The organism is Subtercola frigoramans (assembly GCF_016907385.1).
Classification (GTDB): Bacteria; Actinomycetota; Actinomycetes; order Actinomycetales; family Microbacteriaceae; genus Subtercola; species Subtercola frigoramans.
Genome location: NZ_JAFBBU010000001.1, coordinates 2,453,128 through 2,465,657, shown reverse-complemented (window position 1 = coordinate 2,465,657; position 12,530 = coordinate 2,453,128). Strand labels below are relative to the sequence as shown.

Genomic DNA, 12,530 nt, shown 5'->3' with positions numbered 1-12,530 from the left:
GACTTGCTGCTATGTCTGAAAGCACCGCTTCGCCCACGTCTTCGAATTCCACGGCACCGGATGCTGCGCCAAAGGGTGCTCGAACACCCCGCCGGGCAGCCGCACCCCGCACCGTCCTCGTGGCGGCCGCACTCGATGTGCTGCTGCTGCTCGTCTTCGTGCTCATCGGGCGCAACAGCCACGATGAAGGATTCAGTGTGCTCGGCGCGCTCAACACATGGTGGCCCTTCCTCCTCGGGCTCGCGGTGGGCTGGGTCGCGACGCGGGCGTGGCGGTATCCGTTCGAGGTCGTGCTGCCGGGCATCCCGATCTGGCTGTTCACCGTCGCCGTCGGCATGCTCTTTCGCACGATCAGTGGGCAGGGGGTCGCGGTGAGTTTCGTCATCGTGACGCTCATCGTGACTGGGGTGTTCCTCCTCGGGTGGCGGCTGCTCGCCCGGGTCACCGTGAAGCGCAGAGCCCGTTCAGCCCGGTGACAGTGACCACGCGAAGTGATGCGGCGGCGGGGCATCTGCAGCCGGTCATCGGCGTCAGCATCACCCAGTTCTCGGTCATCCATGCCCTCATGTCGGGGCTGTACGACGGGGTCTTCCCGGCGAGCCAGGTGCTGTCGGCAGGGGATTTCGGCCTCGGCTGCGGGCATGCCCTGAACGGTGAACTCGTATTCGTCGACGGCCAGATCTTTCGCTGTACCTCCGACGGCAGTGTGAGCCGCGTCGACGAGAGCGAACGCGTGCCCTTCGCCGAGGTCTCCGTTTTTGCTCCGACGTTGAGCATGCCCCTGGGCGGGTCCGGGCCGCTCGACCGCGCCGGCTTCGAGAGCCTGGTCGGGTCACTCCTGCCGAGCAGAAACCTGTTCTACGCCATCAGGGTCGACGGCGACTTCGACCGGATGCTCGTGCGGGAGCCGATTCGCCAACACCACCCGTTCCGGCCCCTGATCGAGGTGATGCGGGCCCAGAACGAGAGCGAGCTCGGGCGCACCTCCGGCTCGCTGATCGGGTTCTGGGCACCCTCGATCTACCAGGGCATCAGTGTCGCCGGATTCCACCTGCACTATCTCGATGACGGCCGAAGTGTCGGCGGCCACAGCCTCGACTACCTGATCGCGTCGGGCACCCTGACCATGCAGGCCATGTCAAGCCTCACCGTGCGACTGCCGCACACTCCCGAATTCGCCGGGGCCGATTTCGAATCGATCGACGACGACCTGGCCATCCGCCGCGTAGAGCAATCCCGCGCCCCTTTGCGATAGCGTTCCTACCAGGGGGAGGGGCTGTAGTCCTTCAGGAAGACGCCGCACAGGTCTTCGCCCGCTTCACCGCGCACGACGGGGTCGTACACCCGGGCCGCACCGTCGACCAGGTCGAGGGGTGCGTGAAACCCTTCCTCGGCCAGACGAACCTTCGTCGGGTGCGGGCGTTCATCCGTGATCCACCCGGTGTCGACACTTGTCATCAGGATGCCATCCGTCGCGAACATCTCTTTCGCACTGGTGCGCGTGAGCATGTTGAGCGCGGCCTTCGCCATGTTGGTGTGCGGATGCCCGGGCCCCTTGTATCCGCGGGCGAACACCCCTTCCATGGCCGACACGTTCACCACGTAGGCCCGGCCCGACCTGGCAGCCGCAGCGGCCTCAGCCATCGACGCGCGCAGCTTGCTGATCAGCAGGAAGGGGGCCGTGGTGTTGCACAGCTGCACTTCGAGCATCTCGAGCGGATCGACGTCGTGCACCGCCTGCGTCCAGCTGTTCTCGTGGTGCACGTCGGGCACGAGACCACCGGCGTCGATCGCCGTTCCCGCGGCCAGCCGTTCGAGCGACGACGATCCGGCTGCCAACGCGAGCCCCGAGAGCTCGTCGGCGCTGAGTTCGCCGGGCGTGAGCCCCGCTTCGAGCAGAGCCATGCCCAGCAGCTTCGACCCGGCCAGTTCGGCGTTCGCGTTGGCATCACTCGCAGCGCCCCCGGCACGAGCGGCCCGCTGAAGCAGAGGGTGCGCGGCTACCGACGCCGCCAGCGCCTGCGGGTGCGCATCGTTGGTGTGCCCGAACGTGATCATCTCGGGTTTCGGCCCCTCGGGCAGCGGTGCCAGTTCGGCCTCGGCCAGTGGCGCATACGACCCCGGTGAGCGTTTCACCGTCTGCGCGGCGTTGTTGATGAGAATGTCGAGCGGCCCGGCCGCAGCCACAGTCTCGGCGAGACCGATCACCTGGGCGGGGTCGCGCAGGTCGATCCCGACCACGCGCAACCGGTGCAGCCAGTCGCCCGAATCGGGCAGGCTCGAGAACCGGCGTACAGCGTCACGCGGAAACCGCGTCGTGATCGTGGTGTGGGCGCCATCCCGCAGCAGTCTCAGCGCGATGTACATGCCGATCTTGGCGCGGCCTCCGGTGAGCAGGGCCCGCTTACCGTTCAGGTCGGTTCGGGCATCCCGTTTCGCGTGGCTCATCAGAGCGCAGTCGGGGCACAGCTGGTGGTAGAACGCGTCGACCTGCGTGTAGTGCTGCTTGCAGATGTAGCAGGGTCGCGACTTGATGAGGGTGCCTGCGCTCGGCGCGCTCGTGATTGCTGCGAGCGTGACCCCGCGGGTCTCGTCGTCGATGCGGTCGGGAGCCCCGGTCGCGGTTCCCGCGATCACGCTCTTGTCGGCGGCCTGAATGGCCTCGCGCTTCTCGTCTCGCCGGCTCTTCTTCACCGACTTGAACATCTTCGCCGTGGCACGCCTCACGGCCACAAAATCCGGATGCTCCTCGTCGAGTTCGTGCAGGCTCGCCAGCACGCGCAGAGCCACCTCGAGTTCGGCGGGGTCGATGGCGGGCTGTGCAGCGGGTTCTGGCGTGTCTTGGCTCATGGGAAGAGCCAATTCTACCGTGAGCCGGGCTAGTGCCCGCGGGCGATCCACTCGTCGAGTGAGGGAGCTTCCTGTCCTACCGTCGTTGAGTCGCCGTGCCCGGTGCGAACGACGGTTTCGGCCGGCAGAGTGAGCAGTCTGGCTGTGATCGACCGGATGATCGTGGGGAAGTCGCTGTACGAACGCCCGGTCGCTCCGGGCCCGCCGCTGAACAGGGTGTCGCCACTGAAGACCGTGCCGAGGTCTGGGGCGTAGAAGCAGACCGCGCCGGGGGAGTGCCCCGGTGTCCTGAGCACGTGGAGCTCGGTTCCGGCGATTCGGATGACCTGGTCGTCGTCAAGGCCGGCATCGGGCCCTTTCTCGGGGTAGACGGCGTCCCACAGCATCCGGTCGCCGTCGTTGAGATACGCCGGAGCGCCCGTCGCCGCCTGAAGTGCAGCAACGGCGTCGATGTGGTCGTCGTGGGCGTGGGTGAGCAGGATCGCCCGGAGTGCTCGGTCACCGACCGCCGCGAGGATGGCGGCCGCGTCGTGGGCCGCATCGATGACCACGCACTCAGCGTCGTCACCGACGATCCAGACGTTGTTGTCGACATCCCAGGTTCCACCATCGAGGCTGAAGGTACCGCTAGTGACGAGGTGTTCGATGCGGGCAGCCATCAGAGCACGACCACTGAACGCAGCACGTCGCCGCCGGCCATGCTGGCGAAGGCCTGTTCGATGTCTTCGATGCCGATGCGCTCGGTGACGAATTCGTCAAGCGGCAGGCGGCCCTGCAGGAAGAGGTCGGTCAGCATGGGGAAGTCGCGTTCGGGCAGGCAGTCCCCGTACCAGCTGGACTTGAGCGAACCGCCGCGGCCGAAGACGTCGAGCAGAGGAATCTCGAGCATCATCTCGGGTGTCGGTACGCCGACGAGCACGACCGTGCCGGCCAGATCGCGGGAATAAAAGGCCTGACGCCACGTCTCAGGTCGACCGACGGCGTCGATCACGACATCGGCGCCGAACGTCTTCGTCAACGCCTGCACGGCCGCGACCACCCCCGCCTCGTCGAGGTTGCTGGAGTCGATGACGTGGGTCGCGCCGAGCTTCTGTGCCTTGACGAGTTTCTTCGCGTCACGGTCGATCGCGATGATCGTGCTTGCGCCGGCCAGCTGTGAGCCGACGATCGCAGCAGTGCCAACGCCACCACAGCCGATCACCGCGACGGAGTCGCCGCGCCCGACGTTACCCGTGTTCATGGCGGCACCGAGGCCGGCCATGATGCCGCAACCGAGCAGCCCGACGGCAGCGGCATCGGCGTCAGGGTTGACCTTCGTGCACTGCTTCGAGTGCACGAGGGTCTTCTCGGCGAACGCGCCGATACCGAGTGCGGGGCTCAGTTCGGTGCCGTCTTCGAGGGTCATCTTCTGTGTCGCATTGAAGGTGTTGAAGCAGTACCAGGGATCTGCCCGCACGCAGGCGCGGCACTCGCCGCAGACCGCCCGCCAGTTGAGCACCACGAAGTCACCGACCTTCACATTGGTGACTCCATCGCCGATTGCGCTGACCCTGCCGGCGGCTTCATGACCCAGCAGAAAGGGAAAGTCGTCGCTGATTCCCCCTTCGCGGTAGTGGTAGTCGGTGTGACAGACGCCGCACGTCTCGATGTCCACGACAGCTTCGCCCGGGCCCGGGTCGGGAACCACGATGGTGACGAGTTCGACGGGCGCGCCCTGGGATCGGGCGATGACGCCGGTGGCTGTGGCGGGCATGAGGGTCTCCTTCGGGCGTTGCAGGACGTGCTCGATCACCCTACCTCCCGATCATTCTGAGGGTCTGGGATGAAGCACGCAGGAATCTGCAAATGGTTGTATATACAAGTATTTCGTGCGAGGATGAGGTAATGGTTGTAGAGACAACTATTACGAGAATGTGGAATACGGGCATCCTCGACATCGTGAAGACTCAAGTAGGAAGAAGTGAAGTCATGAGCATGGCATCGGAAGAGTTCGACTACATCGTGGTTGGTGCAGGAGTTGCGGGTTCGGTTCTCGCCTCGCGGCTGAGCGAGCATGCGGATCGCAGCGTTCTGTTGTTGGAGGCAGGGCAGGAGAACCCTTTCGACATCGGTCGCAGCCAGGGTGCCTTCTTCCTCACGTGGGGTGACACCGACAAGAACTGGGCGTACCAGACCGTTCCGCAGCCCGGCCTCGCGGGCCGTGTCGTCGACGAGCCCCGTGGGCGTGCCGTCGGCGGCTCCAACGTGCTCAACATCGGTGCGTGGCTTCGCGGTCGCCCCGAGGACTACGACGCGTGGGAGCAGGCGGGAGCCACCGGCTGGAACGCAGAGGCAGCGCGCGAAGCGTACCTGGCGATCGAAGCGACAGATCGTGGCCCGGCCGCACTGAGGGGCACAGAGGGGCCCGTGCAGCTGAACGACATCGCGACGCCGACGCCGCTCTCCGATGTGCTCCTCGACGCCTTCGTCGAGGGTGGCTTCGGCCCACGTGGAGACACCAACGGCGCCATCGCCGATGTTGCCGACCGCTACCAGACGGTGTTCGTCGACGGAGTGCGTCACACAGTCGCTGATGCCTACCTCACAGCCGAGGTTCGGCAGCGCGAGAACTTCACCATTCGCGTCGGCGCCTACGCGAGCCGCGTGATCATCGAAGACGGCCGCGCTGTCGGCGTCGAGGTTCAGACGGCCGACGGTGTGCAGGTGTTCCGGGCGCGTCGGGAAATCGTGCTTGCGGGCGGAAGCTACAACACACCGCAGCTGCTCATGCTGTCGGGCGTCGGGCCGCGCGCGCACCTGGAGACCGTCGGTATTCCCGTGGTCGTCGACCTGCCGGGAGTCGGCTCGGGACTTCGCGACCACATCTACCCGCACGTCTACACTCTGGCGGCAGCTGGCGTGGAGGGTTCGGTGCCGATGGATCTCAGCGACGCCGCCGTGCAGACCTGGCTGACCAGCCACGAAGGCCCTGCCGCCTACTTCCCCGAGAACGGAGTCGGTTGGGTGACCAAGGCGGGAAGCTCGGCACCGGACTACGAGCTGCTGTTCAGCTACAACACCGATGCCTCCAAGTTCCCGGCCGAACAGGGCGCCGAGCAGCGCTCTGGCGTGACGGTGGGTTCTGTGCTCCTTCAGCCGCAGAGCACGGGAACCGTGCGACTCGCCTCTGCTGACCCCGTCGACAAGCCCGTCATCGACCCCGGCTTCCTCAGCGTCGAAAGCGATCTCACCGACCTCGTCGAGGCCGTGCGCCTGACGCAGCGCTACCTGTCGACGCCGAGCCTGCGCCCGTGGGTCGAGCAGATGTACCCGGCGGAGTCAGCGACCGACGCTGAGATCGCCGAGCACGTGCGCCAGGACTCGGGTACGACCTTCCACCCGGTGGGCACCGCGAAAATGGGCCCAGACACCGACCCGATGGCAGTGACGGATGCTGCGCTCCGCGTGCGCGGGGTACAGGGCCTCCGCGTGGCCGACGCATCGGTGATGCCTCAGATCATCCGTGGCCACACCGTTGCTCCTGCCGCGTTCATCGGCTATCGCGCCGCGGATCTGATCGTCATGGGCGAGGCCGAATAGCTCGACTCGCGCCTGTCGCTGATCGACTACTCGCCCGACGCGGTCGCTGACGGCGATGCGAGCGTGAAGCCCGATTCTCTCCTGATAGATGCCTGGATCCGCAGGCTGATCTCTCGCAATTGATTCTTCTGGGCCTTCGTGAGCGGTTTGAGAATCAGTTCGGTGACCGTCTGTTCATGCACGGGTGTGGCTCCATCGAATACCGTCAGACCATCCTTCGTCAGGGTGGCCAGGGTCGAACGACCGTCTGAGGGGTCTCGAGTGCGCGTGACCCATCCTCGGCCTTCAAGCCGGGATACGGCTCGAGACAGGCGGGACAGCGAGCTGTTTGCATAGCCCGCCAGATTACTCATGCGCAGCGTGCGGTCGGGGGCGTCGGCCAACGCATAGAGAATGCCATATTCGAAATGTGTGAGGTCGAAATCGCGGATCAGGGTTGCGTCCAATGCCGGCGGCAGCCATTCCAGGACCGTGGCGAGCGCAACCCAGGTCAGGAGGTCGTCGCCGGAGAGGGCGTGCTGATTTCGAGAGTCGTCCATACGCTCGAGGATACAGGATTACTTGCTTGAGCAATCAACTTCGACTATCGTAGTTACTTGATCAGTCAAGTAATTTCGAGGAGAAAGCCCAGCAATGGATCTGCAGCTTGCCACCAAACGTGCCTTCATCAGCGGCTCGACCCAGGGGATCGGGTACGCCATCGCGAAGGCTCTTCTTCGGGAGGGCGCGGAGGTCGTGATCAATGGCCGTGATGAGACCAGGCTCGAGCAGTCTGTTCGGAGTCTGGAACACGAGTTGCCCGGAGCGCGTGTGACGGGTATCGCGGCCGACTTCGCCAACGCCGCTCACGTGCAGCGACTGCTTCGTTCGCTGGGGCCGGTGGACATCCTCGTCAACAACGTGGGCGTCTTCGAGGTGAAGGCCTTTTCTGACATTGCCGATGCCGAATGGGCGCGGTATTTCGACCTCAACGTCATGAGTGGGGTGCGTCTGTCGCGCGAGCTGCTGCCGGCAATGATCGCTTCAGGGTGGGGAAGGATCATCTTCATATCAAGCGAGTCGGGTGTGAACGTCCCCGCCGACATGACGCACTACGGCGTGACCAAGGCGGGGATGCTCGCCGTGAGTAATGGCCTGGCCAAGCTCACCCGCGGCACTCGTGTGACGGTCAACGCGATCCTCGGCGGACCGACCTACTCCGACGGCGTCGCCAACGCCATCCGTGACATTGCCGACGCTCAGGGGCTACCGGCAGACCTGTTGAAGGAGCGAGTCATCAGCGCGAACACCACGTCTCTCCTCGAGCGCTTCATCGAGCCGGACGAGATCGCAAACCTTGCCGCCTACCTCGCCAGCCCGCTTTCCTCGGCTACCAATGGAGCAGCCCTGCGCGCCGACGGAGGTGTTCTGACAACTCTGCTCTAGCCGACGGGTAGTCTGTGGGCATGCGCTGGGGTCGACTCTATTTCGCAGTGCAGGCGACGGCCGGGCTGGCCTGGTGGATCGCCGTGTTCCTCTCACCCGTCGTGCGTGAGACCACGCTCGGTCGGCTCAACCCGACCGTCGTCGCCGTCTTCGACATCCCGCTCTTCGTGGTCGCCTCTGCGGTGGCGGCGTTCGGGGTGAGGCCCGCGGCAGCGGTGAGCACCGGCTGGACGGGCGTCGTCAGTCTCGGCTTGGCAACGTACGCCACAGTCACCACCCAAGCAGGCTGGGGTGTGCTGGCGATGGGCGCGGCGACGGTGGGTTCGCTGGGTGCCCTGTGCATCATCCTGTTCGGTCGTGTGCCCACGGAGTGGATCATCACTGGCCCTTTTGTGTTTCGCTCTGCCACGACGCGGGCGAAACCTGCGCGTCACGTGGTTTCGACGTTCGGTCAGATCGTGATCTTCTGGGGGCTGTTCCTGGTCGTCATTCCGCTGGTGATCGCGGCACTCGAGCAACGCTGGGGGGTTGGGCTTCCGTTTCCGACGTCCGCGATTCCGTTCGGAGTCATGGTACTTGTTCTTGCCAGCACGCTCGGAATCTCGTCTGGGGTGATCATGTCAACGCTCGGCGACGGCACTCCGCTGCCCTCGGCAATGGCCAACAGCCTGGTGATCGCGGGCCCCTACCGCTGGATCCGCAACCCGATGGCCGTCTCCGGCTTCGTTCAGGGTGTCGCGGTCGGCCTGATCCTGGAGTCGTGGCTCGTCATCGCCTACGCCGTCGCCGGCTCCCTGCTCTGGAACTACGCCGTCAGACCGCATGAGGAGGCAGACCTCGAGCAGCGTTTCGGCGACGAGTTCCGCCGCTACCGTGACACTGTCCGCTGCTGGGTGCCCCAGATCCCGAGGCCCTAACGTCACATGTGTTGACGCGAATTTTCGTGGTCAGTATGAAGAATTGTCGTGTGCAGCTGTGCTTGTTCGTAATACAATCGATCCATGAAGTTCACGCGGTTCGAAATTGAACTGCTTGCTGACGATTGGCCGTTTGAAATCGACCATCAGGTCGCTCACCTGTTCAAGCATCCGAAGCTCGGGCTGCAGGACATCGCCGATGTCTGGGCGAGCGATCCGCTCTTCTATCCTGCGAAACCTCCAGCGCACTGGCTGATGGTTGCGGAGGTCGAAGGTCGAGTGCTGATGGTTCCGTTGGCGCCGTCGAAGACTGAGAGAACGAAGTGCCGGCCGATTGGATGCTACGTCGCGTCCGTGGGGTTGGCGAGGATGTACAAGGAGGATCGATGAATTCGAAGATGACGCCCGACGAAGAGTTCGAGTTCTACGCCAAACCCGAGAACCAGGTGCCGACTGGCCCAGCGGTTCGTCGCCGTAAGCGGTTGAGTGAGCCTGTGCCGGTGCGATTTCCAGACGATTTGCTGCAGAGGGTTCGAGAGAAGGCAGAGGCAGACGATCGGTCGGTTTCGAGTTGGATCCGGCGAGCAGTGGAGCATGAGCTCGACAGGAACGCGAGCTGAGGTGAGCCTGCGGTAAGGCATGATCGAAGCATGACGGATGCCCAGCTCGACTCGCGCCTGTCGCTGATCAACTACCTGCCCGACGTCGTCGCCGACGGTGGCACTCCTGCACAGGCCGACCCCGACGACCTCTTCGAGCGCTTCAGCGAGTACACCCTCTCGCGCGGCCTCGCGCTGTACCCGGCGCAGGAGGAGGCGATCATCGAGATCGTCTCCGGTGCGAACCTCATCCTCAGCACGCCGACAGGCACCGGCAAGTCGTTGGTGGCCGTGGCCGCGCACTTCGCGGCGCTCGCCGATGGTCGCCGCACCTTCTATACGGCGCCGATCAAGGCGCTCGTCTCCGAGAAGTTCTTCGCTCTGGTCGAAATCTTCGGCCCGACGAACGTCGGCATGGTCACCGGCGACTCGAGCGTCAATCCTGACGCACCGATCATCTGCTGCACGGCTGAGATCCTCGCCAACATCGCGCTGCGGCACGGCGCGGATTCCCCGGTCGACCAGGTCGTGATGGACGAGTTCCACTTCTACTCCGACCCCGAGCGCGGCTGGGCCTGGCAGGTTCCCCTCCTGACACTCCCGAACGTGCAGTTCATCCTGATGTCGGCCACCCTCGGCGACGTGACCTGGTTGTCGAAAGACCTGACCGCGCGCACCAACCGCGAAACGGCGGTGGTCACCGGTGTTGAACGGCCCGTGCCGCTGAACTACTACTACGCAACAACACCGGCCCACGAAACGGTCGAAGACCTGCTTCAGACCGGCCAGTCCCCGGTGTACATCGTGCACTTCTCACAACTGGCGGCACTCGAACGGGCGCAGGCGCTGTCGAGCATCAAGATCGTGAGCCGAGAGCAGCGGGATGCGATCGCCGAGGCGATCGGCGACTTCCGTTTCACGACGAACTTCGGTCGCACACTCTCGCGACTGATTCGCGCAGGCATCGGCGTGCACCACGCCGGCATGCTGCCGAAGTACCGCCGGCTCGTCGAGCAGCTCGCCCAGCAGGGCCAGCTGCGGGTCATCTGCGGCACCGACACGCTGGGTGTGGGCATCAACGTGCCCATCCGTACCGTTCTGCTCACCGCACTCACGAAGTTCGACGGCACGCGCATGCGCCAGCTCACTGCGCGCGAATTCCACCAGATTGCGGGTCGCGCCGGTCGCGCCGGGTACGACACCGCCGGCACCGTCGTGGCGCAGGCACCAGAGCACGAGACCGAGAACGCGCGGCTCGTCGCCAAGGCAGGCGACGACCCGAAGAAGCTCAAGAAGGTCGTGAAGAAGCGCGCGCCGGAGGGCTTCGTGTCGTGGGGCGAGCCGAGCTTCAACCGGCTCATCGCGGCGGAACCCGAGACGCTCACTTCGAGCATGCAGATCACCCACGCGATGCTCCTGAACGTGATCGGGCGCGGGGGAGACGCCTTCACGAACGTGCGAAGGCTGCTCGAAGACAACCACGAGCCGCGACACCGCCAGCTCGAACTCGAGCGTCAGGCACTGGCGATCTACCGAACGCTACGCACAGCGGGGATCGTGGAGCAACTGCCTCCCGACGCCGATGGCCGGGTGATCATCCGTCTCACCGTCGACCTGCAGCCGAACTTCGCACTCAACCAACCCCTGTCGCCGTTGGCGCTCGCGGTGTTCGACCTGCTCGGCCCGGAGTCGCCGACGTATGCGCTCGACATGATCTCGGTGCTCGAGGCGACACTCGACGACCCTCGGCCAGTGCTCTCTGCGCAGCAGTTCCAGGCCAAGGGCGAGGCGGTCGCGGCGATGAAGGCCGAGGGCATCGAATACGACCAGCGCATGGAGCTGCTCGAACAGATCACGCACCCGAAGCCTCTCGAAGAGCTGCTGGCTGCCGCCTTCGAGACGTACAAAGCCTCGCAGCCGTGGGTCGGCGACTTCGAACTCAGCCCGAAGACCGTGGTGCGCGACATGTACGAGCGCGCGATGACCTTCAACGACTACATCGGGTACTACAAGCTGAACCGCTCGGAGGGGCTGGTGCTCCGGTACTTCTCCGACGCGTTCCGGGCGGCGCGGGCGACGATCCCCGACGAGGCGAAGACCGAAGACCTGCTCGACCTCATCGAGTGGCTGGGCGAACTCGTGCGGCAGGTCGACTCGAGCCTGCTCGACGAGTGGGAGGAACTGACGAACCCCGCCGACATCCAGGGCGAGGCCGACGAGGTCGCGTCTCACGGTCGCGGGGTCACCGCTGTGCTGCCGCCGGCACCCCGCAGCGTCGTGTCGAACGCGCGGGCCTTTCGGATCCTGGTGCGAAACGAGCTGTTCCGCCGGGTGCAGCTGGCTGCGCTTGACAAAGTCGACGACCTGGGTGAACTCGACAGCCCCGGCGGCTTCAGCCGCGACCGTTGGGCGGACGCCCTGGACGGCTACTACGGCGAATACGACTCGATCGGCACGGCCGGCAACGCCCGAAGTGCTTCGATGCTGGTCATCAGCGAGGGCGCGTCCGTCTGGCGTGTGCGGCAGACCTTCGATGACCCCGAGGGCGACCATGACTGGGGCATCGACGCCGAGGTCGACCTGGCGGAATCGGCAGAGCAGGGTGTGGCGGTCATCCGGGTGACAGGCGTCAATCGCCTCTGAGTCATTTGCTCCGCATGTACGGCTATATAGTCTTATTCATGCCGCAGATCAGGATCAAGGACGCCGCGCTCTACGTGGGAGTCAGCGACGACACCGTGCGTCGCTGGATCGACAGCGCACTGCTGTCGAGCAGCAAGGACGACTCGGGCAAGACGGTGGTCGATGGCTTCGAACTCGCCCAGCTGGTCAAGAAGAATGCTGTCGCGGTGGCCGATCCCTCCGGCGTCGGGAGGTCCGCCCGGAACTCGTTCGTCGGACTCGTCACCGCGATCACCATGGACACCGTCATGGCCCAGGTCGAGGTGCAGTGTGGGCCGCACCGCGTGGTCTCACTCATGTCGAGTGAGGCTGTTCGCGAGCTGGGACTCGAGCTGGGGTCCGTTGCGGTTGCCGTCGTGAAAGCCACGACGGTCATCATTGAGACCCCGACGGGAAAGATGTGAAGAAGCTCCTCACGCTGAGGCGTTCTGCTGTCGCTGCGCTGAATCCCGGCCGCCTTCGGAGAGCGAGGACGGCA

Annotated in this window: 13 protein-coding genes; 9 read left to right on the top strand and 4 right to left on the bottom strand. The window is 65.0% G+C overall.

What is annotated here, in order from left to right:
- Nucleotides 1-11: 11 nt before the first annotated feature.
- Entirely contained in the window at nt 12-476 is a 465-nt protein-coding gene (locus JOE66_RS11535; protein ID WP_205109589.1) for a DUF3054 domain-containing protein, read from the top strand.
- A 2-nt stretch (nt 477-478) separates the two neighbouring features.
- Nucleotides 479-1,255 (top strand): acetolactate decarboxylase, encoded by a 777-nt coding sequence (budA, locus tag JOE66_RS11530; protein ID WP_205109587.1) that lies wholly within the window; start codon nt 479-481, stop codon nt 1,253-1,255.
- Nucleotides 1,256-1,260: 5 nt separating this feature from the next.
- On the opposite strand, the gene JOE66_RS11525 is transcribed toward budA, so the two are convergent.
- From JOE66_RS11525 to JOE66_RS11515, 3 genes are read right to left on the bottom strand one after another with little or no spacing between them, the layout of a single operon-like run.
- On the bottom strand, nt 1,261-2,850 hold the full coding sequence (locus JOE66_RS11525) for an SDR family NAD(P)-dependent oxidoreductase (RefSeq protein ID WP_205109585.1): 1,590 nt from the start codon (nt 2,848-2,850) through the stop codon (nt 1,261-1,263).
- Nucleotides 2,851-2,879: 29 nt separating this feature from the next.
- A complete protein-coding gene (locus JOE66_RS11520) occupies nt 2,880-3,509 on the bottom strand; it encodes an MBL fold metallo-hydrolase (RefSeq protein ID WP_205109583.1) in 630 nt (209 codons plus the stop codon).
- Nucleotides 3,509-4,603, bottom strand: a complete 1,095-nt coding sequence (locus tag JOE66_RS11515; protein WP_205109581.1) for an S-(hydroxymethyl)mycothiol dehydrogenase — start codon at nt 4,601-4,603, stop codon at nt 3,509-3,511. The genes JOE66_RS11520 and JOE66_RS11515 overlap by 1 nt, the downstream gene beginning before the upstream one ends.
- A gap of 215 nt (nt 4,604-4,818) precedes the next feature.
- On the opposite strand from JOE66_RS11515, the gene JOE66_RS11510 reads away from it, so the two are divergent.
- Complete coding sequence (locus JOE66_RS11510) at nt 4,819-6,429, top strand: GMC family oxidoreductase (protein ID WP_205109578.1); 1,611 nt, start codon at nt 4,819-4,821, stop codon at nt 6,427-6,429.
- Nucleotides 6,430-6,455: 26 nt separating this feature from the next.
- On the opposite strand, the gene JOE66_RS11505 is transcribed toward JOE66_RS11510, so the two are convergent.
- Complete coding sequence (locus JOE66_RS11505) at nt 6,456-6,968, bottom strand: MarR family winged helix-turn-helix transcriptional regulator (RefSeq protein ID WP_205109576.1); 513 nt, start codon at nt 6,966-6,968, stop codon at nt 6,456-6,458.
- Between the two features lie 94 nt (nt 6,969-7,062).
- Between JOE66_RS11505 and JOE66_RS11500 the strand changes: the two genes are divergently transcribed.
- From JOE66_RS11500 to JOE66_RS11475, 6 genes are all read left to right on the top strand, one after another.
- Nucleotides 7,063-7,854, top strand: coding sequence for an SDR family NAD(P)-dependent oxidoreductase (locus JOE66_RS11500; RefSeq protein ID WP_205109574.1), 792 nt, complete (start codon nt 7,063-7,065; stop codon nt 7,852-7,854).
- 20 nt (nt 7,855-7,874) lie between these two features.
- Nucleotides 7,875-8,771: an isoprenylcysteine carboxylmethyltransferase family protein gene (locus JOE66_RS11495; protein ID WP_205109572.1), complete on the top strand. Its 897-nt coding sequence runs from the start codon at nt 7,875-7,877 to the stop codon at nt 8,769-8,771.
- 84 nt (nt 8,772-8,855) lie between these two features.
- A complete protein-coding gene (locus tag JOE66_RS11490; RefSeq protein ID WP_205109570.1) occupies nt 8,856-9,161 on the top strand; it encodes a hypothetical protein in 306 nt (101 codons plus the stop codon).
- Nucleotides 9,158-9,391 carry a YlcI/YnfO family protein gene (locus JOE66_RS11485; RefSeq protein ID WP_239518293.1) on the top strand — a complete coding sequence of 78 codons (234 nt, stop codon included), beginning with the start codon at nt 9,158-9,160 and terminating at the stop codon, nt 9,389-9,391. Before JOE66_RS11490 ends, JOE66_RS11485 begins: the two co-directional genes overlap by 4 nt.
- Before the next feature lie 30 nt (nt 9,392-9,421).
- Nucleotides 9,422-12,013: a DEAD/DEAH box helicase gene (locus JOE66_RS11480; protein ID WP_205109568.1), complete on the top strand. Its 2,592-nt coding sequence runs from the start codon at nt 9,422-9,424 to the stop codon at nt 12,011-12,013.
- Nucleotides 12,014-12,051: 38 nt separating this feature from the next.
- A complete protein-coding gene (locus tag JOE66_RS11475) occupies nt 12,052-12,456 on the top strand; it encodes a TOBE domain-containing protein (protein ID WP_205109566.1) in 405 nt (134 codons plus the stop codon).
- Nucleotides 12,457-12,530: the final 74 nt, after the last annotated feature.